Consider the following 22,100-nt stretch of genomic DNA (forward strand, 5'->3'; position numbering starts at 1 on the left):
CTCAGGGGATGCTCTCGACGTACTTCGCGCGGTTGTACTGCCACGGCCACGCCAGCTCACCGCCGAGCGCCGCCGCCGCGCGCAGGGCGAACGTCGGCTCGCGCAGGAACTGCCGGGCGACGTAGACGACGTCGGTGTCTTCCGCCCCGAGCGCCGCCTCGGCCTGCTCGGGTGTGGTGATCAGTCCCGCCACACCGACCGGAGCGTCGATCGCGGCGCGTACGGCGCGCGAGAGCGGCTGCTGGTAACCGGGCCCGGAGGGGATGGCCTGGTCGGGATTGTTCCCCCCGGAGGACACGCTCACGAGGTCGACACCCTCGATCAGGTGGAGCGCAGCGATGGTGTCGTCGACGGTGACCCCGCCCGGCACCCACTCCGACGCCGACACGCGCAGCACCACGGGCATCTCGGACGGAACGCGCGCACGCACGGCCTCGACGACCTCGCGCACGATGCGCGAGCGCCCCGCGACGTCGCCGCCGTACTCATCGGTGCGGAGGTTGGAGGTGGGGGACAGGAACTGGCCCAGCAGGTATCCGTGCGCCGCATGGATCTCGACGAGGTCGAAGCCGGCCTCCACCGATCGCGCAGCGGCATCGCCGAACTCCGCGACGATGCGCGCGATCCCCTCGCGGTCGAGTTCGACCGGCGGCGTGAACGGTCCCCACGCGACCGCTGACGGCCCGACCGTGGTCCACCCGCCCTCGGACGCCGGCACCGATCCGCGCCCTCGCGTCGGGGGATAGGTCGAGGCCTTCCGCCCGGCGTGGGACAGCTGGATGCCGATCAGGCCGTCCATGCCGTGGACGAAATCGACCACACGCCGCCATCCGGCGGTGTGGTCGTCGTTCCAGATGCCCGCGTCGTCGGGCGTGATGCGTCCGATGGGCGAGACCGCCGCGGCCTCGGTCATGATGAGGCCGGCGCGCCCGATGGCGAACGAGCCGAGGTGGACCAGATGCCATTCGCCGGGCATGCCGTCGACCGAGGAGTACTGGCACATGGGAGCGACCCAGAGACGATGGGGAACGGTCAGGCCGCCGACGGTGATGGGGTCGAACAGGCGCGGAGACAGACGAGGCACAGGGGTCCTTCGAGAAAGAGCGAGAAAGAGCGAGAAAGTGATGCGATCTACGAGGGGATCACTCGTAGGTCTTGCGCCGGTCCAGCAGCGCGAGGTCCGCGCTCATGGCGCGGGTGGCGTCGAGCAGCTGCGGGAGGTAGTCGGTGACGAGCTGCTCGACCGAGACCCGAGAGGTCGACACCGAGAGGTTCACCGCGCTGACGTAACGACCGTCGGCGCCGATGACGGGGGCCGCGACGGAACGCGCGCCGAGGTCGACCTCCTGGTTGTTCAGCGCCCAGCCCTGCTGGCGGACCTCGGCGATGCGTTCGCGCAACTCCTGCTCGTCGACGATCGTCGCGGGGGAGAGCTTCTCGCGCGGATAGGTGCGGAAGTACTCATCGAGCGCGGCGTCATCGAACTCCGAGAGCAGCACCCGTCCGGTCGAGGTGCAGAAGGCGGGCAGCCGCCGGCCGATTCCCAGGCGGATGGGCATGATCGTCTCGGTCGCGGCGCGGGCGACATAGACCACATCGCCGTCGTCGTACTCGCACGCCGACACCGACTCGCCGATCTGCGCCGACAGTCGCCGCAGGTGGTCCTGGATGATGTCGATCCGGCTCGAGGACGACAGGAACGCGTAGCCGAGGTCGAGCACCCGAGGGCGCAGGTAGAACCGGTTCTGACGGCTGCCGACGTACCCCAGGGTCTCGAGGGTCAACAGCGCCCGACGCACCGATGCGCGGCTGAGGTGGGTGATCTTGGCGACGTCGGCCAGGGACAGCAGGTCGCGTTCGTTGGAGAAGGCGCGGATGACGGCGAGCCCGCGATCCAGGGACTGGATGAACTCGCCCGACTTGCGGTCGGTCTCGGTGTCGGTCATCGCGCTACGTTCCTCTGTGACGTCGGCGGAAAGTGGGATCACCATATCAATCCGCCTCCGCCGCGGACCGGCCGCCCCGCGGCATCCGGGTCACGCGACGCCCTCGATGCAGATGTATTTCAGGTCGGTGTACTCCTCGATCCCGTGCCGCGAGCCCTCGCGGCCGATGCCCGACTGCTTCACCCCGCCGAAGGGCGCGCCCTCATAGGAGATGAGGCCCGTGTTGACACCGACCACTCCGACCTCGAGGGCTTCGGACACCCGCGTGATGCGTCCGATGTCGCGGCTGAAGAAATAGCCGGCGAGGCCGAACTCGGTGTCGTTGGCCATCCGGATGGCCTCCTCCTCGGTGGAGAAGCGGATGACGGGGGCGAGCGGTCCGAAGGTCTCCTCGCGCGCGAGCAGCATGTCGGGGCTCGCGTCGACGATGAGGGTGGGGGTGAAGAACGTGCGTCCTCGCTCGGTGAGATCGCCGCCCTGCACCACGCGGGCGCCCTTGTCTCGGGCGTCGTCGATGTGGCGGCGGACCTTGTCGACGGCGGCGGGGGAGATGAGGGGCCCCTGGGTCGTCCCGGGCTCGCGGCCGTCGCCGACCCGAAGCTTCGCCATCTCGCGGCCGAGCGCCTCGACGAACGCGTCGTGGATGCCGTCCTGGACGAAGATGCGGTTGGCGCACACACAGGTCTGCCCGGCGTTGCGGAACTTCGAGTCCATCGCGCCCTTGACGGCGTTGTCGAGGTCGGCGTCGTCGAAGACGATGAGGGGGGCGTTCCCGCCGAGCTCGAGAGCCAGGCGCTTGAGGGTGCCCGCCGACTGGGCCATGAGGATCCGCCCGACCTCGGTGGAGCCGGTGAAGCTGATGGTGCGCACGCGCTCGTCACGGGTCAGCACCTCGCCCAGGCGGGGGCCGGACCCGGTGACGACGCTCAGCACGCCGGCGGGGATCCCCGCCTCCTGGGCGAGGGCGGCCAGGGCGAGGGCCGACAGCGGCGTCTCTTCGGCGGGCTTGATGATCATCGAGCAGCCGGCCGCGAGGGCGGGCGCGGCCTTGCGCAGGATCATCGCGCACGGGAAGTTCCACGGTGTGATCGCCGCGGTCACGCCGACGGCGCTGCGGATGGTCATCATGCGGCGGTCGGGGTTGTTGGTCGGGATGACCTCGCCGTAGAGACGCTTGGCCTCCTCGGCGAACCACTCGATGAAGCCGGCGCCGTAGAGGATCTCGCCGCGCGCTTCGGCCAGTGGCTTGCCCTGCTCGGCGGTCAGCAGCTGTGCGAGGTCGTCCGCGCGCTCGACGATGAGCTCGTACCAGCGGCGCAGAATGCGCGAGCGCTGCGGAGCCGGCGTGCGCGACCAGCCGGCGAAGGCCTCCTGCGCCGCGTCGATCGCCGCCACCATGTCATCGGGGGTCGCGACGGCCACCTCGGCGACGGTCTCGCCGGTGGCCGGATCGATGACCGGGGAGGACTCTCCGGCGGAACCGTCCCGCCACCCGCCGGCGATGTGAAGCTGGGTACGTAGCAGATCGTCGGCGATCAGCGTCGCTGGTGTGGACATGGGCGCCCTCGTCCTTTCCGGACCGAACAGAAGGTGGTGTTTGATCCTCACCCAGCATAGAGGTAGTGTGCGAGAAGCGACCATAAGTGCGTAATGCGAACGGATGAAGCCCATGACGAACGTCGAGGAGTTGGACCGGAACTACCTGTTCCACCCGATGACCAACCTTGCTGCCCACGCGCAGAACGGCCCTCACATGACCGTGGTCGAGGGTCACGGCGCGACGATCATCGATCGTGCCGGCAATCGATATCTCGACGCCATGGCGGGGCTGTGGTGCGTCAACGTGGGCTACTCCCACCCCGACATGGCCGAGGCGCTGCGCGCCCAGGCGTTGAAGCTGCCCTACTTCCACGCCTTCTCGTCGATGGGCACCGACCTCCCCGCGCGCCTGTCCGAGCGCCTCATCCGGATGGCCCCGGTGCCGATGAGCACGGTCTTCTACGGCAACTCGGGCTCGGACGCCAATGACACCCAGGCCAAGCTCGTCTGGTACTACAACAACGTCCTCGGCCGTCCCGAGAAGAAGAAGATCATCGCCCGCCGTCGCGGGTACCACGGCGTGACGGTGCTGTCCGGCGGACTGACGGGCCTGCAGAACCTCCATGACGGGTTCGACCTGCCCCTGCCGATGATCCGTCACGTCCGCCCGCCTCACCGCCTCTGGGAGCGGGCACCCGGGCAGACCGACGACGAATTCGCCACCGCGCTCGCGGCTGAACTCGACCGCTTCATCATCGAGGAGGGCCCCGAGACGGTCGCCGCGATGATCGCCGAGCCGGTCATGGCCGCCGGTGGGGTGATCGTTCCCCCCGACACCTACTTCCCGAAGATCCAGGAGGTGCTGGACCGGCACGACGTGCTCCTCATCGCCGACGAGGTCGTCAACGGCTTCGGACGCCTGGGGGTTCCTTTCGGCAGCCAGTCGGTCGGGATGAAGCCCGACCTGATGACGCTCGCCAAGGGCATCACCTCCGCCTACGTTCCCCTGTCGGCCATCCTCGTCAGCGAGAAGGTCTGGAAGGTGCTGCTGGACGGATCGACGAAGTACGGCAGCTTCGGCCACGGCTACACCTACTCCGCCCACCCGCTGGCGGCGGCGGCGGCGATGGCGAACCTCGACATCATCGAACGCGAGGACCTGATCGCCACCGTGGCGCGCAACGGCGAGCTGCTGCACGAGATGCTGCGCGACGCGTTCGCCGATCACCCCCACGTCGCCGAGGTGCGCGGGCGGGGCCTCATGGCGGCGGTGGAGTTCGTGGAGTCTCGCGATCCGCTGCGCCCCTTCGCCGCGCAGGGCTCGTTCGCCGCCGCGGTCACCAAGGCCTCCCTCGCCGCGGGCGTCATCACCCGCGCCCTCCCGGCTGCCGACACGGTGTCGTTCTCGCCGCCGTTCGTCACCACCCCCGATGAGCTCGAGCGCATGGTCGCCGGTGTGCGCACCGGACTCGATCGCGCCGTCGCCGACCTCCGCCGCAGCTGAGGTTCCCGTGCGCGTGGGCGTGGTGCTGAACCCCGTTGCGGGGTACGGCGGCACGCGTGCGATGCACGGCACCGACGACCTGTCGCCCGAGCAGTTCGACGCGGCGGTGAGCGCCGGGCGTGCCCGCGACCGGCTCGTGCGGATGCTGCGGCGCGCCGAAGCGGAGCGGGAGGCCGCGGTCTTCCTCACCGCCGACGGCATGCTGGGCGCTGACGCGCTCGCCGAGGCCGGTGTCGCGTTCGACGTGGTCTCGGCCGCCGCGACGCCGCACCGCACGTCGTCGGCCGACACGCAGGCCGCCGTCCGCGCGCTTCTGGCGGCGGGGGCGGACTGCCTGGTGTTCGCCGGCGGTGACGGCACCGCGACCGACATCGCCGAGGTGCTCGGCGATGCGGTACCGGTCATCGGCGTCCCTGCGGGGGTGAAGATGCACTCGGAGGTGTTCGCCCGATCGCCCGAGAGCGCCGGTCGTCTGCTCCGCGACCTCGTCGCCGGGCGGGCCTCGCGCCGCCGGGTCGAGATCCTCGACGTCGTCCCGGGCGAGTCCGGATGCCCGCGCCGGCTGCACACCGTCATCGCACCGGTTTCCACCGACCCGCTGCAGGGGGCGAAGGCCGTCGCGCCGCCCGGCACGGGCGAGGGCGATCGCCGCCGGATCGCCGAGGCGCTCGTGGCCGCAGCCCACCCCGACACCACGTGGATCCTCGGCCCCGGGACCACCACGGCCGCGCTGGCGGAGGTGCTGGGGTTCACCGCCACCCTGCGGGGCGTGGACGTGCGCCTGCCGGGCGGCGTGCTCGAGCACGACGTCACCGAACCGCGCCTGTTCGACCTCGTGGGCAAGGCCCGCCACCCCCGACTCGTGCTCGGCGTCGTCGGAGGGCAGGGATTCCTCCTCGGACGTGGCAATCAGGAGATCAGCCCCCGCGTCGTCGCCGCCGTCGGCGCCGACAACATCGAGATCGTCGCGACCGAGGACAAGGTCGGCGCCCTGCATCCGCCGGTCCTCTTCGTCGACGCCGACCCCTCGCCCGGCCTCGCCGCCGGCTCTTCGTCCCCCCATCCCCTCCTCGGTTATCGGCGCGTGCGCACCGGGGCCCGCGACATCCGGGTCCTCAGGGTCGTCGACGCCGCAGCCTGAGAATCCCCACCCCTTTCCGTCATCGCCCGCGAAGGAGCACTGCAGATGAGCCCGTCCCATCCCTATATGGCCAACTCGGCGGAGGGGAGCAGGAACGCCCTCCTCGAGGCGGTCGGCGTGAGCGACCCGGACGAACTGTTCCGGCAGATCCCGGCGGACCACCGCTCGGATGACGCGATCGTGCCGTCCGCCGGCATCCGCTCGGAGTTCGAGCTGCGCCGCATGCTCGAAGACCGGCTCCGCGGTGTCGCCTCGACCGACTCGCACGTGTCGTTCCTCGGCGGCGGGTACTGGAAACACCACATCCCGGCACTGTGCGACGAGATCGCGGCTCGGCCCGAGATCTCGACGTCGGTGTGGGGCACGCCGAGCTCCGATCACGGGCGCAACCAGGCGTGGTTCGAGTTCACCTCCCAGGTGGGCGCGCTCGTCGACCTCGAGTTCGTCGGCCTGCCGGTCTACAGCTGGGGGTGCGCCGCCGGTCACGCGCTGCGCATGGCGGCCCGCCTCACCGGGCGCTCGGTCGTGGTCATCCCCGCGGGGCTCGACCGTGAGCGCCGCCTCGTGATCGAGACCTACTGCGGCTACCGCGAGTTGGACGGCTCGCTCAGCATCCGCGAGGTGGCGCTGGACCCCGCCACCGGCACGGTCTCGCTCGCCGCCCTGGCCGACGTGCTGGATGACGCCGTGGCCGCCGTCTACGTCGAGACGCCCAACTCGTGGGGGGTCATCGAGGCCGACATCGCGCGCATCATCGACGCCGCCCACGCGGTCGGGGCGGAGGCCATCGTCGGGGTCGACCCGATCTCGCTCGGGGTCATGGCGTCGCCGGCGAGCTTCGGGGCCGACATCGTCGTGGGTTCGCTGCAGCCCCTCGGGATTCCGCTGAACGCCGGCGGTGGTGTCGGCGGCTTCATCGCCAGCCGCGACGAGGAGCGCTACGCCCGGCAATTCCCCACGCTGCAGGTCAGCATCGCCCCGACGATCCGCGAGGGCGAGCGGGCGTTCGGGATGACGCTGTTCGGCCAGAGCTCCTACGGCGCCCGCGAACTCGGCAACGACTGGACCGGCAACTCGGTCTACCTGTGGGCCGTGCGCGCGGCGATCTACCTCGCGCTCCTCGGACCGCAGGGGATGCGGGAGCTGGCCACCACGGTGGTCGGCAACGCTCGGCGGGCAGCCGCCCTGATCGCCGAGGTGCCCGGGGTGTCGGTGAGATACGCCGACGGCATCTTCAAGGAATTCATCGTCGACTTCTCGAACACCGGCCTCTCGGTCGCCCGGATCAACGCCGCGCTGTTCGCCCGCGGAATCCTCGGGGGCCACGACCTGTCCGGCACGGGTGAGGGCCTCGAGGGCTGCGCTCTGTACTGCGTCACGGAGGTCACCTCCGAATCGGACGTCCGTCGCTTGATCACCGCACTGGAGGAGGTCGTCGCCTCATGAGCACCATCCGTCGCTACCACGCCGCGTCGTGGGATGAGCCCGTCATCTACGAGCTGGGCGCCCCCGGGCGCCGCGGCGTCGTCCCGCCGTCGTCCTGGGCGCCGGCAGCCGATGACCTGATCCCGGCGGACCTGCGCCGCGCGGCCGACCCCGACCTGCCCGAGCTGGCCGAGTACGAGGTCCGCCGTCACTACACCCACCTGTCTCAGCAGACGATGGGGATGATGGGCATCAGCCTCTTCGGCACGTGCACGATGAAGCACAACCCGACCGTGAACGAGCAGATCACAGCCCGTCCCGAGGTCGCCGCCGTGCACCCGCGGCAGGATCCATCGACCTACCAGGGGCTGCTCGGGATCGTGCACTCGCTGGAGGACGAGCTGCGAAACCTCTCGGGGATGTCGGCCTTCAGCTTCCAGCCCGGAGGCGGCGCCGACGCGGCGTACCTCCACACCGTGATCACCCGGGCCTACTTCGCCTCGAAGGGCGAGCTCGCCCAGCGGCGGCAGATCATCACGACCGCCCAAGCGCACCCCTGCAACCCGGCGACGGCGAAGGCGGCGGGCTTCGAGGTCATCACCCTCCCGATCGAGGAGGACGGATACCCCAGCGTCGAGGCGCTGCGGGCCGTGGTCGGACCTCACACGGCCGCACTGATGCTGAACAACCCGGATGACATAGGGATCTACAACCCGCACATCACCGAGTTCATCGACGCCGTGCACGAGGTCGGCGGGCTGGCGTTCTACGACAGCGCGAACTTCAACGGGGTGATGACGCGGCTGCGCGCCCGCGACCTCGGGTTCGACGCCTGCATGTACATGCTCCACAAGACCTTCGGTGTGCCCAAGGGCGGCAACGGCCCCTCGGTCGGTGCGTACGGCTGCTCCGAGGAGCTCGCCCGCTTCCTCCCGGGACCCCGCGTGGTCAAGAACGGCGAGACCTACGACCTCATCGAGCCCGAGAACAGCGTCGGCCGCGTCCGCGAGTTCCTCGGCAACGTCCAGCAGCTGGTGAAGGCCTACTCCTGGACCCGCGCGATGGGCACCGATGGGCTGCGCGAGGCCGCCGACCTGTCGGTGCTGGCGAACAACTACATGGAGAAGCAGCTGATGGCCATCCCGGGGGTGACGATGGCCTTCCCCGGAAAGGCTCTGCCGCGCCTGGAGATGACGCGCTACTCGCTGGAGGAGTACACCGCCGAGACCGGGGTGACCGGCCATGACGTGCAGAACCGGATGACGGACTTCGGCATCGACGCGTTCTGGACATCTCACGAGCCGGCCTTCATCCCCGAGCCCTTCACCCCCGAGGCGGGGGAGATGTGGTCCAAGGAGGATCTGGACGAGTGGATCGCCGTGCTCGCCCACGTCCTCGAGGAGGGCCGGCGTGACCCGGAGCTCGTGCGCACCGCGCCGCACAACCAGGTCGTCGCCCAGATCGACGGTTCCGGTCTCGACGACCCCGACACGTGGGCGGTCACCTGGGCCGCCTATCGGCGCAAGACCGCCGCGCGCCAGACGGTCGGCTCGTGACATCCGCCGAGGAGGATGAGGACGAGCGGGAGATCCGGGATCTGTCCCACCGCTACGCCGTCGCGCTCGACCGCGGCGACGCCGACGCGTGGGCGGCGCTCTTCGCCGACGACATCGCCTTCGCAAGCGGCGACACCGTCCGCGGACGAGACGACGTCCTCACCATCCCCGGCGACCAGCTGGCGCGCTACGAGCGGACACTTCACGCCGTGACGACGCAGGTCATCGCGCGCGACGGCGACCGGGCCACGGGCACGGTCTACTGCATCGCGCACCACCTGTATCGCGACACCCATCAGCACGGGCGCTTCCCGTTCGACCTCACGCACGCCTTCCTGATCCGGTACGAGGACGAGTACGCCCGCATCGGGGACCGGTGGCTGTTCACGCGGCGCGAGGTGATCACCGAGGCCCGCTACGTCCACCAGGTGATCCCGGGACCGCCCGTCTCGGCGTGACCGCCCGCGCGGGCGAGAAAGGTGTCGTCGTGCACGGCCGCGCGCCATGATGGGAACATGTCCGACCACCACGACGCCGTGACCGCCCTCGACGACGACCAGTGCTGGGAGCGGGTGCGCGGCCACCAGCTGGGGCGCCTGGTCACCCGTGTCGGCGACGTGCTGGACATCTTCCCGGTCAACTTCGTCGAGGATGACCGGACGGTCCTGTTCCGCACGGCCGAGGGCAGCAAGCTGTTCGAACTCACCGTCAACGACGAGGTCCTCTTCGAAGTCGACGACGTCACCGCAGACGACGCCTGGAGTGTGGTCGTGCGCGGACGCGCCCAGCGCCTGGACACCTCCGCCGAGGTGGAACGCGCGGATGGTCTGGGGCTCACCCCCTGGATCCCCACGCTGAAGTACGTGTACGTGCGGATCGTGCCGCACGCCATCTCCGGCCGCGCCTTCCTGCGCGGCCCCGAACCGGACCGATACGGCGTCGCGTCGGACTGAGTGATTCGCGGGGTCCTCGGGCATGGCGTAGACTGGGAGATGCAGTTGAAGTCTGCATTCTTTCGCCGTGCCCGCCGGTCGGGACCTCCTTCCTTCCAGGCAGGGGCAGAAGTCTGCAGGCATCCCGGGGTCGCAGACCCTTAGGGCGGTAGCTCAATTGGCAGAGCAGCGGTCTCCAAAACCGCAGGTTGCAGGTTCGATTCCTGTCCGCCCTGCGCGTCAGCGTCTGCTGGCACGAGGAAACAATCAGGTGGGTGGCATGCTCCAGGACGAGCCGAAGAACGAGGTGGTCGCACGCAGCGACGCGCCCCGAGAGAAGAAGCCCAACTTCTTCGCGCGCATCGTCCTGTTCATCCGACAGGTCTTCGCCGAGCTCCGCAAGGTCGTCACGCCGACGCGGCAGGAACTGGTGAAGTTCACCGCCGTGGTGCTCGGTTTCGTTCTGGTGATGATGGCGATCGTGTACGGACTCGACGTGCTGTTCGTCTGGATCGCGCAGTACGTCTTCGGGATCCCGGGCGCCTGAGCCGACAACGCGCCCACGGGTTCGTCCGGTGGCGGCGCGCGACGCGTCGAGCCGGACCCCCGGCCACGACAGAGGAAGAGAACACAAGTGTCTGAAAGATATGTCGACGACGCCGACTGGGCGCCCGCGGCGGAGCAGTCCTCCGAGGAGGACGAGGCCCAGGAGGGCAACATCCTCGAGTACGAGGAGCGCGCGAACACCCCCGCCGAGCACAGCGCCATCCACATCGTCGACGACGAGGACGACGTCGAGGACGACACCGAAGAGCTCGACGACATCGAGATCCAGGATCCGGAGGCAGACGCCATCGTGAACGATGCCCTGAACATCGACGAGACCGCCGAGGCCGAGGCCGCGGCGGAGGTCCTCACCGACTCCGTGGCCGAGGAGATCGCGGAGCTCGAGGCCGAGGCCGCCGACGAGGTCACCCCCTACGACGGGCCCGACGTCAACGGCGAGGACGACCGTGAAGACGCCGCCGACGACGAGGAGCTCGACCCGTTCGAGGCCTTCCGCGCCGAGCTGCGATCGCTGCCGGGCAAGTGGTACGTCATCCACTCCTACGCCGGGTTCGAGCGCAAGGTGAAGGCGAACATCGAGCAGCGCAAGTCCACGCTCGAGGTCGAGGACGAGATCTACCAGGTCGAGGTCCCGATGGAAGACGTCGTGGAGATCAAGAACGGCCAGCGCAAGATGGTCACCCGCGTCCGTATCCCGGGCTACGTGCTGGTGCGCATGGACCTGAACGAGGACACCTGGTCGGTCGTGCGTCACACGCCCGGTGTCACCGGGTTCGTCGGCAACGCGCACAACCCCACTCCCCTCCGTTTCGAGGAGGCCTTCACCATGCTGAAGAGCCTCGTCGAGGTCAAGGAGGTGGCCCCCGCCAAGGGCACGGCCAAGGGTTCTCCCACGACCGCGCGCAGCATCCCCGCCGAGGTCGACTTCGAGGTCGGCGAGACCATCACGATCAAGGAGGGTTCGTTCGCGGGCCTTCCCGGCACCATCAGCGAGATCAAGCCCGAGAGCGGCAAGCTCACGGTCCTCGTCTCGCTGTTCGAGCGCGAGACCCCCGTCGAGCTGTCGTTCGACCAGGTCACGAAGCTCTGACCCCATAGGCACCGCGCTCCGGAACGGCCGGAACCGCGGGAGAAGCGGATGCCGCGGCATCCGGTTCGAAGAAAGGAAACGACAATGGCACCGAAGAAGAAGGTGACCGGCCTGATCAAGCTCCAGATCAACGCCGGCGCCGCCAACCCGGCACCGCCGATCGGCCCCGCGCTCGGTCAGCACGGTGTGAACATCATGGAGTTCTGCAAGGCGTACAACGCCGCGACCGAGTCGCAGCGCGGCAACGTCATCCCCGTCGAGATCACCGTCTACGAGGACCGCAGCTTCACCTTCGTCCTGAAGACCCCGCCGGCCGCCGAGCTGATCAAGAAGGCTGCGGGCGTGCAGAAGGGTTCGCAGACGCCGCACACGGCCAAGGTGGGCAAGCTCACCAAGGACCAGGTGCGCCAGATCGCCGAGACGAAGATGCCCGACCTGAACGCGAACGACATCGAGGCCGCCTCGCTGATCATCGCCGGCACCGCCCGTTCCATGGGCATCACGGTCGAGGACTGAGGGGGAGAATAACCATGGCACAGAAGTCCAAGGCCTATCAGGCCGCCGCCGCGAAGATCGCGGCCGACACGTTCTACTCGCCGACCGAGGCCGTCGCCCTCGCCAAGGAGACGGGCTCTGCGAAGTTCGACTCGACCGTCGAGGTCGCGCTGAAGCTCTCGGTCGACCCCCGCAAGGCAGACCAGATGGTGCGCGGCACCGTCATCCTGCCTCACGGCACCGGTAAGACCGCCCGCGTCATCGTCTTCGCCACCGGCCCCGCGGCCGAGGCCGCCATCGCGGCCGGTGCGGACGAGGTCGGCGGCGCCGAGCTCATCGAGAAGGTCGCGGGCGGCTACACCGCCTTCGACGCCGCCGTCGCCACCCCTGAGCTCATGGGCCAGGTCGGGCGCCTCGGCAAGGTGCTGGGTCCCCGCGGCCTCATGCCCAACCCCAAGACCGGAACGGTGACCCCGAACCCGGCCAAGGCGGTCGAGGACATCAAGGGCGGAAAGATCGAGTTCCGCGTCGACAAGCACGCCAATGTGCACTTCGTCGTCGGCAAGGCGTCTTTCAGCGCCGAGCAGCTGGACGAGAACCTCAAGGTCGCCCTCGAGGAGATCATCCGTCTGAAGCCGTCGAGCTCGAAGGGCCGATACATCCAGAAGGGTGCCGTGTCGACCACGTTCGGCCCCGGCATCCCGCTGGACGTCAACTCGCTGGCCTGATCGCCGTCGCGCACAAGGGGCTCCGCCGTCAGGCGGGGCCCCTTCGTCGTTCCCCGGGCTGCGGCCTCGGCACGGCCTCGGCTCAGTGAGGCAGGACCAGTGACACCCCGAGCGCGATCATGACGACCGCGACGCCGCCGTCGAGGATCCGCCACGAGGTCGGTGTCGAGAGCCACCGTCCGAGATAGCGAGCCCCGATGGCGAGGCCGAAGAACCAGATGACGCTGGCGGACATGGCCCCGAAGGCGAAGAGCCAGCGGGCGTCGCCGTGGGTGTTGGCGACTGAGCCCAGCAGGAAGACGGTGTCGAGGTAGACATGGGGGTTCAGCCACGTCAGGGCGAGCGTCGTGAGGATGACGGGGAGAAGCCGTGTCCGTGTGGTGGTCGCCACGCCCACGGCGCCCGCGCCCCCGCCCGTGGCATCCCCCGCCGACGCGTCCTGGTCCCGCACCGTGAGCGCCTGCCCGCTCGGGCGCCAGGCGCGGTGGGCGGCGATCACACCGTAGCCGATGAGGAAGGCCGCTCCCGTCCATCGGACGGCGGTCACCAACCACGGCACAGCCTGAAGCAGCAGACCGATCCCCGACACGCCGATGCCGATGAGGACGGCGTCCGACACGGCGCAGAGCGCCGCGACGACGATCACGTGCTCACGCCGAAGTCCCTGGCGGAGGACGAAGAGATTCTGGGCACCGATGGCGATGATGAGGGAGAAGCCCAGGCCGAGTCCGGCGAGAAGGGGGAGAGTCACCCTTGCACGTTACGACCGGGTCAGAACAAGCACCAGTTCAGAGTTCTTCAGGTGCATTAGCATCACTTCAGATGCGCATCCCCTTCGATCTCGCCGAGACCCTCGCCGCGGTGGCGGACGAGGGCACGATGGATGCCGCGGCCCGGCGGCTGCGGATCACGCCGAGCGCGGTGAGCCAGCGGGTGAAGTCCCTCGAATCGTTGCTCGGGCAGGTGCTCCTCGTCCGATCCCGACCCGTGCGCCCGACCGCAGCCGGCATCGCCGTCGTCCGTCTGGCCCGGCAGCTCGCCCTCCTCGAGCACGATGCGATCGCGGGCCTCACCGGCGACGACGCGGCGGGGACCCGGGTGTCGGTGCCGCTGGCGGTGAACGCCGATTCGCTCGCCACGTGGTTCCTGACGCCGCTCGCGACCTTGGCCGCGCGGCATCCGATCGTCTTCGATCTGCACCGCGACGATCAGGATTTCACCGCGGGACTGCTCGAGTCCGGAACGGTGATGGGCGCGGTCACCTCGCGCGAGGAGCCCGTGGCCGGGTGCCGCGCGATCGCTCTCGGCCTCATGAGATATCAGGCCGTCGCCACCCCCGCGTTCCACGATCGGTGGTTCGCGGACGGCGTGACCGTCGAGGCGCTGACGGCCGCCCCCGTGATCGACTTCGATCGTCGCGACGACCTGCAGCGGCGCTGGCTGCGGGTGCATGGCGTGGAGGCGACCGCGCCGCCCCGCCATTACGTCCCCGCCTCGCACGACTTCGCCACCGCGACCCGCCTGGGTCTGGGATGGGCGCTCCTTCCCACCTCGCAGTCCGCCGAGGGGCTGGCGTCGGGAGAGCTCGTCGCGCTCGGGGGACCGTCGGTGGACGTCCCCCTCTCCTGGCAGCAGTGGAACCTGCGATCGCCGCTCCTCGACGCCGTCGCCGAGGAGATCGTCGCCGAGGGCAGGCGCGTGCTGGTCGCGCCCGCGACCGCCGGATCGGTCAGTCGTCGCTGACGCGCAGCACGATCTTCCCGCGGGTGTGGCCCTGCTCCAGCTCGGTGTGCGCGGTCGCGGCGTCGGGCAGGTCGAAGACCCGATCGATGTAGACCTGCACGGCACCCGAGTCCAGCAGGCGGGCGATCGTCGCCAGCGTGCCACCGTCGGGGATCACCTTGTACGACGTGGCGCGAACCCCCGCCTCTTCGGCGGCCTGTGCGTAATCGGGCCACGAGCCGGTGGGTACCAGCACGTACAGACCTCCCGGTCGGAGCACCTGCAGGGATCTGCTGGCGGTGCGGTCCGACACGTTGCCGACGAGGTCGATGACGACGTCCATCTCGCCGACGACCTCCTCGAAACGAGTGGAGGTGTAGTCCACGACCACGGCGGCGCCGAGTTCGCGCAGCCAGGCGACGTTGCGCCCGGACGCGGTGACCGTGACATGGGCGCCGAAGTAGGCGGCGAACTGCACGGCGAAATGCCCCACGCCACCGCTGCCGGCGTGGATCAGCATCCGCTGTCCCTCATGGGCGTGTGCGATCTCGACGACCAGACCCCAGGCCGTGAGAGCGGCGAGCGGCACACCGGCCGCCTCGACGTGCGAGAGGGAGGCGGGCTTGCGCGTCACCGACTGGGAGGGGACCACCACGTACTCGGCGTACGTGCCGCCGGTTCGCGGGAAGGGCACCATGCCGAACACCTCGGTCCCCGGCGTCAGCGGATGCGCTTCGAAGGGAGACGAGACGACGACGCCGCTGAAGTCGAAGCCCGGAACGACCGGGGTGTCGCCGAGCGCGGCCGACACGCCCCGTCCGGCCCGGGTCTTGGCGTCGATCGGGTTGACTCCCGCCGCCACAACCCGCACGAGGAGTTCGCTGAGCACGGGGCTCGGTGTCGGTGTCTCGCCCCATCGGAGCACGTCGGGTCCGCCGGCGCCGGCGAGGGTGACGGCGCGCATCGTCTCGGGCGGCGCGTCGGGCTGCGCCGCCGGGGCCTGCGGGGGAGAGGGGGATCGCAGCGGCCGGAATCGCATCGGTCGCTCCTTTCTCGCGCCGCCCCTCGTCGGGGACGCAGGCAGATGGGTCGGTGAGACTCAGTACACCCGGCCTTTGTCTCGCCCGTGTTACGCCGGTGCTAAAGAACGGCGTCGGCGTCCCTCGTCTCAGCGTGCCTCGAACTGGCGGCTCAGTGATTCGGGGGAGAGGGCGTGCTCGACGGCCAGCATGCTCGCGCCGAGGACGGCGGCCCGTTCGGCCGTGACGGACTGGGCGATGGTGAGGTGCTCGGTCGCCAGAGGCATCGACCGGGTGTAGACCACCTCGCGGACGCCGGCGAGGAGGTGCTCGCCGACACGGGCCATCGATCCGCCGATCGCGATCACGGAGGGGTTGATCAGGCTCACGCAGGTCGTGAGCACCTCGCCGATGTCGCGGCCGGCCTGGCGGACCGTCTGGACGGCCTCGACGTTGCCCTGCTTCACCAGGGCGACGACATCACCGCCGTCGTGCGCCTCGATCCCCTGCGACCGCAGCGTCCGTGCCATCGCCGGACCCGAGGCCAGCGCCTCCAGGCATCCGCGATTGCCGCAATGGCAGGGGATGTCGGCGCCGCCCGGCACGCGGACGTGGCCGATGTCACCCGCGACGCCCTGGGCGCCGCGCTGCAGCGCGCCGCCCGAGATGAGGCCAGCGCCGATGCCGGTGGCGACCTTCACGAAGATGAGGTGATCCACGGTCGGCCACGCAGCGGAACGCTCGCCGAGCGCCATGATGTTCACATCGTTGTCGACGAGGACGGGCACCTGCAGGTGGCGGCCGATCCAGGCGGGGATGTCGAAGCGGTCCCACCCGGGCATGATCGGCGGGTTCACGGGCTGACCGCTCTCGTGCTCGACAGGGCCGGGGACTCCCATGCCGATCGCGGCGAGATCGCCGCGATCGCGGCCCGCCTCGTGCAGAAGGAGCTCGGCTGCCTGGACCACCCAGGTGAGAACCTCTTCGGGGCCGAGCGAGATGGCGATGCCCTCGGTGCGCTCGGCGAGGGTCAGACCGCTGAGATCGGTCAGCGCGACGCGGGCATGCGATGCGCCGAGGTCGGCGGCCAGGACCACCCGGGCCTGCGGGTTGAGCGCGAATTGCGAGGGCGGGCGGCCACCGGTGGACAGCGCGTCTCCGACCGGCGACACCAGGCCCAGGCGCACGAGCGCGTCCACGCGCGCTGCCACGGTGGAACGGGCCAGCCCGGTCGTCTTGGCGAGATCGGCGCGGGTGCGCGGCACGCCGTCGCGCAGCAGCTGGAACACCTCACCCACTCCTGATGAGACGGGGGAGTCGCGGGTCTCTCTGGGCACGTTCCCAGTGTCGCGCATCCGGGTGCGCACGTCGGTCACGTCGCGCGGCCGGAGGGGCGGGCGAACCGCTGCTGGAGCAGGACGGCCACCACGATGATGACCCCCTTGACGACCGCCTGCACGGAGGAGTTGAGGTTGTTCTGGACGAAGACGTTGGTGAGCGTCGCGAAGATCAGCACACCGAACACCGTTCCGGTGATCGTGCCCCGGCCACCGATGAGCAGAGTGCCGCCCACGACCACTGCGGCGATCGCGTCGAGCTCGAGCAGTGTGCCGTGCGTTGACGTCCCCGCTGTCGTGCGGCCGAGGTACATCAGGGCTCCGATACCCGCGGTGAAGCCGGAGATGACATAGAGCCATACGGTATGGCGGCGGACGTTGATGCCCGCCAGACGAGCCGCCTCGCGGTTGCCGCCGATCGCGATCGTCCGCCGCCCGAAGGTCGTGAGATTGAGGAGAACCCATCCGAGGCCGGCCACCACGGCGAAGATCCAGATGAGCATGTCGACGCCGAGGATGTCGGTGTTCATGAATGTCACGAAGCCACGCTCTTCCACAACGAGTGTTCGTCGCTCAGCGAGGATCTCCGCGAGGCCACGAGCAGCAACCAGCATCGCGAGCGTCGCCATGAACGCCGCTACCTTGCCATAGGCGATGACGATGCCATTGATAAGGCCCGCGCCCGCCCCGACGGCGAGGGCCATGACGATCATCACGACCCAGTGGAGTTGATCGGCAAGATCCTGGATGGCGGCGAGTGTTGCCACGACTGATGCGAGTCCGACCACCGATCCGACGGAGAGGTCGATTCCCCCGGAGATGATGACGAAAGTCATCCCGATGCTGACGACCCCGATGATGGAGGCCTGCCGGAGGATCGTGAGCATGTTGTCGAGGCTGGTGAAGGTGTCGGGCGCCGTGACGGCACCCACGACCACCAGCAGCAGAAGGGCCAGGACGAGCCCGAGATTGCGGCCGACCGAGCCCGACAGGAGTCGTCGCCACGGAGGTGGCGGGGTCTGGGTGGTGCCCGTTTCCGGTGCCGGAGCAGCGCTGCCGGCGCCCGGCCGGTCGGTCACGATTCGCTGGTCGCTCACGCGGCTTGTCCTTTCATGACGAGATCGAGCACGCCGTGCTCATCGATCTCGGAGGCGGGGAGGGTGGTCAGGACGCGCCCGTCGGCCACGACCAGGACGGTGTCGGCGAGACCGAGCACCTCTTCGATCTCGCTGGAGACGATGACGATCGCGTTTCCGGCCGCCGCCAGCCGCCGGATGAGGCCGTAGATCTCCGATCGCGCGCCGACGTCGACGCCGCGGGTGGGTTCATCCAGAAGCAGCACCCGTGTTCCATGCACCAACCACCGGGCGAGGAGGATCTTCTGCTGATTGCCGCCCGAGAGGGTCGCCGCCGGGCGATCGGGGTCGGCCGGTCGCAGTTCCAGCGCCGCGATCTGCTCCTGGGCCACGGTCTTCTCGCGTCGGAAGTCGAGGAATCCGCCGCGAGAGAACCGCCGCATGCTCGAAAGCGTCACGTTCATCGCGATCGACTCGTCGAGCACCAGCCCCTGACTCTTCCGCTCCTCGGGCGAGAGCCCCACCCCCGCAGACACCGCGGCGGTCACCGAGCCGCGGCGAAGGGCCGTGCCGCCGACGCGCACGGTGCCCGATGAGGGCCTGCGTGCGCCGTAGACCGTCTCGAGGATCTCGGAGCGGCCCGAGCCGACGAGGCCCGCGAGCCCGACGATCTCGCCGGCTCGCACGTCGAAGGACACTCCTTCGAAGACGCCGGCCAGGGCGAGGTCGCGCACCTCCAGCATCACGGGTGCATCGGCCGGGACGGGCGACGCGGGTGGGAAGACGTTCTCGACATCGCGTCCGGTCATCAGCCGGATGAGCTCGGCGGTGGGGGTCTCGGCGACGGAGAGACCCGTCGCCATCGTCCGCCCGTCTTTCAGCACGGTCAGGCGATCGCCGATCTGTCGGATCTCCTCCAGGCGGTGGGTGATGTAGACCACGGCGATGCCGGCGGCGGTGAGCTCGCGCACGACGCCGAAGAGGTTGCGCACCTCCTCGGTGTCGAGGACCGCCGAGGGCTCGTCCATGATGATGAGCTTGATGTCGTGCGAGAGGGCACGGGCCATCGACACGATCTGCTTGTTCGCCGCACTGAGCTCACCCACCTCCGTGTGCGGCGACAGGCGGGCGTGGCCGAGCCGGGCGAGCAGCTCCCGGGTCTTCTCCGCCGCCGCCGATCGCCTCGTGAAGCCTCCGCGGGCGATCTCGTGGCCGAGGAAGATGTTCTCGGCGATGGTGAGACCGTCGACGACGTCGAGTTCCTGATACATCGTGGCGATGCCCAGTTCGATCGCGGCCTCCGGCGTGGGGATGTCGACCGCCTCGCCACGCCAGACGATGGTCCCGTCGTCGGGGCGGTGGACGCCCGCCAGGGTCTTGATGAGCGTGGACTTCCCCGCGCCGTTCTGCCCAAGGATGCAGTGGACCTCACCGGCGCGGACGTGCAGATCCACCCCGCGCAGCGCCCGGACCCCGGCGAAGCTCTTCGTCACCCCGCGCACATCGAGTAACGCCGGATCATGGTCGTCTTTGATCACGGGGCGAACCTAACACGCGACGAAAGCAAGCAACATCCCCACTTTTGCCGGGTGCACGAACAAAAGGTGGACAAACGTCGTCACACTGACGTACAGTCCCACCGTCAGCGTGGACTCCTCGGGATGCTCGGGGCGCGAGGTGCTCGCTGGCGTCGCTGCATCACATCTCTAGGAGGAACAAGAATGCGCACACTCGCGAGGGGGCGGGGGCGGTTCGTGATCGCCGGAACCGCGATCGTGGCTTCCATCGGACTGCTGGCCGGATGTACCGGCACCGGCGCCGAGGAAGACGATGTCGTCGACCAGGGGACCAGTGTCGAGGAGAACGCCGAGAGCGGCGACACCGTCGTCATCGGCTTCTCCGGGCCCGCCGCCGACCACGGCTGGCTCGGAGCCATCAACTCGGGGGCCCAGGCCGCCGCCGACAGCTTCGACGACGTCGAGCTTCGCGTCGCAGAGGGCACCAACGACGCCAACGCCCAGATCGCCGCGGTCGAGACGTTCATCAACGACGGTGTGGACGCCATCGTCCTGCTGCCCACCGACGGTGCGGCACTGACCGAGGTGGCGATCGAGGCCATGCAGGCGGGGATCCCCGTCATCAACGTCGACCGGGAGTTCTCGAGCCCGTTCGCCGCACGCACGACGATCCTCGGCGACAATTACGGTATGGGCGTCAGCGCGGGCACCTACATCTGCGAGCAGATCGGGGACAACCCCGACGCTGTCGTGGCCGAGATCGCGGGCATCGACTCGCTGCCTCTCACCCAGGATCGATCGCAGGGCTTCGAAGACGCCCTGTCGGACTGCGGCCTCGACGTCTCAGCCCGTGTCGCGGCGGACTTCACCGTCGCCGGAGGGGAGGCGGCAGCATCGCAGCTGCTCGCCGCGAACCCGCAGATCGATGCCATCTGGAACCATGACGACGACCAGGGGATCGGCGTTCTGGCCGCCGTCGAGGCCGCAGGCCGCGACGAGTTCATCATGATGGGCGGCGCCGGGTCGCGCAACGCCATGGAGGCCATCCAGGCCGATGACTCGGTGCTGAAGGCCACGGTCATCTACCCGTCGACGCAGGCGGCCGACGGCATCGCTTTGGCCCGCTTGATCGCCCAGCAGAAGACCGTGGGCGACCTCATCACGCCCAGCGTGCCGAACCGGGTCGTGCTGGACGCACCCGTGGTCACGAAGGACAACGTCGAGGAGTTCATCGACCTGTCGTTCGAGTCCTGACACAACCATCGCGGGGCGCCCGAGAACCCTCGGGCGCCCCGTCCTTCGAAAGGAGAATCGCGTGGGAGCACCGCTGCGCGTCGCCATGATCGGGCACGGCTTCATGGGAGCCGCGCACTCGCAGGGATGGCGGGTGGCCCCGCGGTTCTTCGATCTTCCCCGCGACCCGGTGATGCAGGTCGTCGTCGGCCGGGATGCCGAGCGCACCGCTGAGGCGGCGGCCACATGGGGATGGCACGAAGCGGCGACGGACTGGCGCGAGGTCATCCGACGCGATGACATCGACCTCGTCGACATCGTCACCCCCGGCGACACCCATGCCGAGATCGCGATCGCGGCTCTTCGGGTGGGAAAGCATGTGCTCTGCGAGAAACCTCTCGCCAACACGGTCGTCGAGGCCGAGGCGATGACGGCCGCCGCAGAAGAGGCGGCACGGTCGGGCGTGCGGTCGATGGTCGGTTTCACCTACCGCCGCGTGCCGGCGACGACCTTCGCGCGTCAGCTCGTGACCGAAGGCCGCCTCGGTGACATCCGTCAGGTGCGTGCCGAGTATCTGCAGGACTGGCTCGCCGATGAGAACGCACCCCTGACGTGGCGCCTGAACAAGGACATCGCGGGCTCCGGGTCGCTCGGTGACATCGGGGCGCACGCGGTCGACCTCGCCGAATACATCACCGGCCAGACCGTGGACCGGGTCTCGGGCATCCTCGAGACGCTCGTCGCCGAGCGCCCGGTCATGGCCGAGGGAGTCGGGCTGTCAGGGACCGCGGGCTCAGAGCGCGGCCCCGTCACCGTCGACGACCTGGCGCTGTTCACCGGCCGGCTCTCCGGCGGCGCGCTCGCGTCGTTCGAGGCCACCCGCTTCCGCACCGGTCGGAAGAACGCGCTCCGCATCGAGATCTCGGGGTCGCGCGGTGCGCTCGCGTTCGACCTCGAGCGCATGAACGAGCTCGAGTTCTACGACGCCACCCTCCCCGATTCCGAGCAGGGCTTCCGGCGCATCCTCGTCACCGAGCCCTCGCACCCGTATGCCGATCGCTGGTGGCCCACGGGTCACATGCTCGGGTACGAGCACGGCTTCAGCCACCAGGTGGTCGACCTCGTCACCGCGATCGCCGAGGGCACCGACCCCGCGCCGTCCTTCGCGGACGGACTCCACATCCAGCGGGTTCTCGACGCCGTCGAACGCTCGTCTGAGGCCGACGGGTCCTGGCAGACGACCCGCTGACCATTCCGAGCCCGGGTGACGCAC

At 69.4% G+C, this 22,100-nt stretch carries 21 protein-coding genes and 1 tRNA gene; 14 read left to right on the forward strand and 8 right to left on the reverse strand.

Annotation, left to right across the window (positions count from 1 at the left end; all coding sequences use genetic code 11):
• Nucleotide 1: 1 nt before the first annotated feature.
• From V6S02_RS15870 to V6S02_RS15880, 3 genes are all read right to left on the reverse strand, one after another.
• A complete protein-coding gene (locus V6S02_RS15870; RefSeq protein WP_240638625.1) occupies nucleotides 2–1,084 on the reverse strand; it encodes an NADH:flavin oxidoreductase/NADH oxidase in 1,083 nt (360 codons plus the stop codon).
• Between the two features lie 58 nt (nucleotides 1,085–1,142).
• Nucleotides 1,143–1,946: an IclR family transcriptional regulator domain-containing protein gene (locus tag V6S02_RS15875; protein ID WP_124293962.1), complete on the reverse strand. Its 804-nt coding sequence runs from the start codon at nucleotides 1,944–1,946 to the stop codon at nucleotides 1,143–1,145.
• A gap of 90 nt (nucleotides 1,947–2,036) precedes the next feature.
• Nucleotides 2,037–3,503, reverse strand: coding sequence for an NAD-dependent succinate-semialdehyde dehydrogenase (locus tag V6S02_RS15880; RefSeq protein WP_336401604.1), 1,467 nt, complete (start codon nucleotides 3,501–3,503; stop codon nucleotides 2,037–2,039).
• A gap of 112 nt (nucleotides 3,504–3,615) precedes the next feature.
• Here V6S02_RS15880 and V6S02_RS15885 point away from each other — a divergent pair, with 112 nt between their 5' ends.
• From V6S02_RS15885 to rplA, 11 genes are all read left to right on the forward strand, one after another.
• Nucleotides 3,616–4,989 carry an aminotransferase gene (locus V6S02_RS15885; protein WP_124293960.1) on the forward strand — a complete coding sequence of 458 codons (1,374 nt, stop codon included), beginning with the start codon at nucleotides 3,616–3,618 and terminating at the stop codon, nucleotides 4,987–4,989.
• Complete coding sequence (locus V6S02_RS15890) at nucleotides 4,916–6,130, forward strand: ATP-NAD kinase family protein (RefSeq protein WP_336401606.1); 1,215 nt, start codon at nucleotides 4,916–4,918, stop codon at nucleotides 6,128–6,130. The genes V6S02_RS15885 and V6S02_RS15890 overlap by 74 nt, the downstream gene beginning before the upstream one ends.
• 45 nt (nucleotides 6,131–6,175) lie before the next feature.
• The gene (gcvPA, locus tag V6S02_RS15895; protein ID WP_336401607.1) at nucleotides 6,176–7,576 is read left to right on the forward strand and encodes an aminomethyl-transferring glycine dehydrogenase subunit GcvPA; all 1,401 of its coding nucleotides are present in this window, start codon (nucleotides 6,176–6,178) and stop codon (nucleotides 7,574–7,576) included.
• Complete coding sequence (gene gcvPB / locus V6S02_RS15900) at nucleotides 7,573–9,111, forward strand: aminomethyl-transferring glycine dehydrogenase subunit GcvPB (RefSeq protein WP_336401608.1); 1,539 nt, start codon at nucleotides 7,573–7,575, stop codon at nucleotides 9,109–9,111. Before gcvPA ends, gcvPB begins: the two co-directional genes overlap by 4 nt.
• Entirely contained in the window at nucleotides 9,108–9,569 is a 462-nt protein-coding gene (locus V6S02_RS15905; protein WP_336401609.1) for a nuclear transport factor 2 family protein, read from the forward strand. Before gcvPB ends, V6S02_RS15905 begins: the two co-directional genes overlap by 4 nt.
• Nucleotides 9,570–9,626: 57 nt before the next feature.
• Nucleotides 9,627–10,064 carry a pyridoxamine 5'-phosphate oxidase family protein gene (locus tag V6S02_RS15910; RefSeq protein WP_336401610.1) on the forward strand — a complete coding sequence of 146 codons (438 nt, stop codon included), beginning with the start codon at nucleotides 9,627–9,629 and terminating at the stop codon, nucleotides 10,062–10,064.
• A 142-nt stretch (nucleotides 10,065–10,206) separates the two neighbouring features.
• Nucleotides 10,207–10,279 (forward strand) — tRNA-Trp (locus V6S02_RS15915).
• A 44-nt stretch (nucleotides 10,280–10,323) separates the two neighbouring features.
• The gene (secE, locus tag V6S02_RS15920) at nucleotides 10,324–10,590 is read left to right on the forward strand and encodes a preprotein translocase subunit SecE (protein ID WP_124293955.1); all 267 of its coding nucleotides are present in this window, start codon (nucleotides 10,324–10,326) and stop codon (nucleotides 10,588–10,590) included.
• Nucleotides 10,591–10,677: 87 nt separating this feature from the next.
• Nucleotides 10,678–11,700 (forward strand): transcription termination/antitermination protein NusG, encoded by a 1,023-nt coding sequence (nusG, locus tag V6S02_RS15925; protein WP_336401611.1) that lies wholly within the window; start codon nucleotides 10,678–10,680, stop codon nucleotides 11,698–11,700.
• 84 nt (nucleotides 11,701–11,784) lie between these two features.
• Nucleotides 11,785–12,216, forward strand: coding sequence for a 50S ribosomal protein L11 (gene rplK, locus V6S02_RS15930; RefSeq protein ID WP_124293953.1), 432 nt, complete (start codon nucleotides 11,785–11,787; stop codon nucleotides 12,214–12,216).
• 14 nt (nucleotides 12,217–12,230) lie between these two features.
• Nucleotides 12,231–12,923 carry a 50S ribosomal protein L1 gene (gene rplA, locus V6S02_RS15935; RefSeq protein ID WP_124293952.1) on the forward strand — a complete coding sequence of 231 codons (693 nt, stop codon included), beginning with the start codon at nucleotides 12,231–12,233 and terminating at the stop codon, nucleotides 12,921–12,923.
• Between the two features lie 82 nt (nucleotides 12,924–13,005).
• Here the strand turns inward: rplA and V6S02_RS15940 are convergent, their stop codons facing one another.
• Entirely contained in the window at nucleotides 13,006–13,674 is a 669-nt protein-coding gene (locus tag V6S02_RS15940; RefSeq protein WP_336401612.1) for a LysE/ArgO family amino acid transporter, read from the reverse strand.
• A 71-nt stretch (nucleotides 13,675–13,745) separates the two neighbouring features.
• Between V6S02_RS15940 and V6S02_RS15945 the strand changes: the two genes are divergently transcribed.
• Nucleotides 13,746–14,666 (forward strand): LysR family transcriptional regulator ArgP, encoded by a 921-nt coding sequence (locus V6S02_RS15945; RefSeq protein WP_124293950.1) that lies wholly within the window; start codon nucleotides 13,746–13,748, stop codon nucleotides 14,664–14,666.
• Here the strand turns inward: V6S02_RS15945 and V6S02_RS15950 are convergent.
• The 4 genes from V6S02_RS15950 to V6S02_RS15965 form a co-directional block, all read right to left on the reverse strand.
• Nucleotides 14,653–15,684, reverse strand: a complete 1,032-nt coding sequence (locus V6S02_RS15950) for an NADP-dependent oxidoreductase (protein WP_336401613.1) — start codon at nucleotides 15,682–15,684, stop codon at nucleotides 14,653–14,655. The two genes, V6S02_RS15945 and V6S02_RS15950, sit on opposite strands and share 14 nt — an antisense overlap.
• A 129-nt stretch (nucleotides 15,685–15,813) precedes the next feature.
• Nucleotides 15,814–17,001: an ROK family protein gene (locus tag V6S02_RS15955; protein WP_442927939.1), complete on the reverse strand. Its 1,188-nt coding sequence runs from the start codon at nucleotides 16,999–17,001 to the stop codon at nucleotides 15,814–15,816.
• Nucleotides 17,002–17,036: 35 nt separating this feature from the next.
• Nucleotides 17,037–18,098 carry an ABC transporter permease gene (locus tag V6S02_RS15960; RefSeq protein WP_442927940.1) on the reverse strand — a complete coding sequence of 354 codons (1,062 nt, stop codon included), beginning with the start codon at nucleotides 18,096–18,098 and terminating at the stop codon, nucleotides 17,037–17,039.
• Nucleotides 18,095–19,570: a sugar ABC transporter ATP-binding protein gene (locus V6S02_RS15965; RefSeq protein ID WP_336401680.1), complete on the reverse strand. Its 1,476-nt coding sequence runs from the start codon at nucleotides 19,568–19,570 to the stop codon at nucleotides 18,095–18,097. Before V6S02_RS15965 ends, V6S02_RS15960 begins: the two co-directional genes overlap by 4 nt.
• Nucleotides 19,571–19,798: 228 nt before the next feature.
• Here V6S02_RS15965 and V6S02_RS15970 point away from each other — a divergent pair, with 228 nt between their 5' ends.
• Both V6S02_RS15970 and V6S02_RS15975 read left to right on the forward strand, forming a co-directional pair.
• Complete coding sequence (locus tag V6S02_RS15970; protein ID WP_336401615.1) at nucleotides 19,799–20,848, forward strand: substrate-binding domain-containing protein; 1,050 nt, start codon at nucleotides 19,799–19,801, stop codon at nucleotides 20,846–20,848.
• 85 nt (nucleotides 20,849–20,933) lie between these two features.
• Nucleotides 20,934–22,076, forward strand: a complete 1,143-nt coding sequence (locus V6S02_RS15975) for a Gfo/Idh/MocA family protein (RefSeq protein WP_336401681.1) — start codon at nucleotides 20,934–20,936, stop codon at nucleotides 22,074–22,076.
• Nucleotides 22,077–22,100: the final 24 nt, after the last annotated feature.

It is taken from the genome of Microbacterium sp. CCNWLW134 (genome assembly GCF_037083565.1).
Taxonomy (GTDB): Bacteria; Actinomycetota; Actinomycetes; order Actinomycetales; family Microbacteriaceae; genus Microbacterium.

Coding starts and splice junctions, on each gene's coding strand:
- gcvPA (WP_336401607.1), top strand. CDS start 6,176: ATGAGCCCGTCCCATCCCTATATGGCCAACTCGGCGGAGGGGAGCAGG.
- V6S02_RS15970 (WP_336401615.1), top strand. CDS start 19,799: ATGCGCACACTCGCGAGGGGGCGGGGGCGGTTCGTGATCGCCGGAACC.
- gcvPB (WP_336401608.1), top strand. CDS start 7,573: ATGAGCACCATCCGTCGCTACCACGCCGCGTCGTGGGATGAGCCCGTC.
- rplA (WP_124293952.1), top strand. CDS start 12,231: ATGGCACAGAAGTCCAAGGCCTATCAGGCCGCCGCCGCGAAGATCGCG.
- V6S02_RS15945 (WP_124293950.1), top strand. CDS start 13,746: ATGCGCATCCCCTTCGATCTCGCCGAGACCCTCGCCGCGGTGGCGGAC.
- V6S02_RS15875 (WP_124293962.1), bottom strand. CDS start 1,946: ATGACCGACACCGAGACCGACCGCAAGTCGGGCGAGTTCATCCAGTCC.
- rplK (WP_124293953.1), top strand. CDS start 11,785: ATGGCACCGAAGAAGAAGGTGACCGGCCTGATCAAGCTCCAGATCAAC.
- V6S02_RS15880 (WP_336401604.1), bottom strand. CDS start 3,503: ATGTCCACACCAGCGACGCTGATCGCCGACGATCTGCTACGTACCCAG.
- V6S02_RS15975 (WP_336401681.1), top strand. CDS start 20,934: ATGATCGGGCACGGCTTCATGGGAGCCGCGCACTCGCAGGGATGGCGG.
- V6S02_RS15885 (WP_124293960.1), top strand. CDS start 3,616: ATGACGAACGTCGAGGAGTTGGACCGGAACTACCTGTTCCACCCGATG.
- V6S02_RS15950 (WP_336401613.1), bottom strand. CDS start 15,684: ATGCGATTCCGGCCGCTGCGATCCCCCTCTCCCCCGCAGGCCCCGGCG.
- V6S02_RS15890 (WP_336401606.1), top strand. CDS start 4,916: ATGAGCTCGAGCGCATGGTCGCCGGTGTGCGCACCGGACTCGATCGCG.
- secE (WP_124293955.1), top strand. CDS start 10,324: ATGCTCCAGGACGAGCCGAAGAACGAGGTGGTCGCACGCAGCGACGCG.
- V6S02_RS15910 (WP_336401610.1), top strand. CDS start 9,627: ATGTCCGACCACCACGACGCCGTGACCGCCCTCGACGACGACCAGTGC.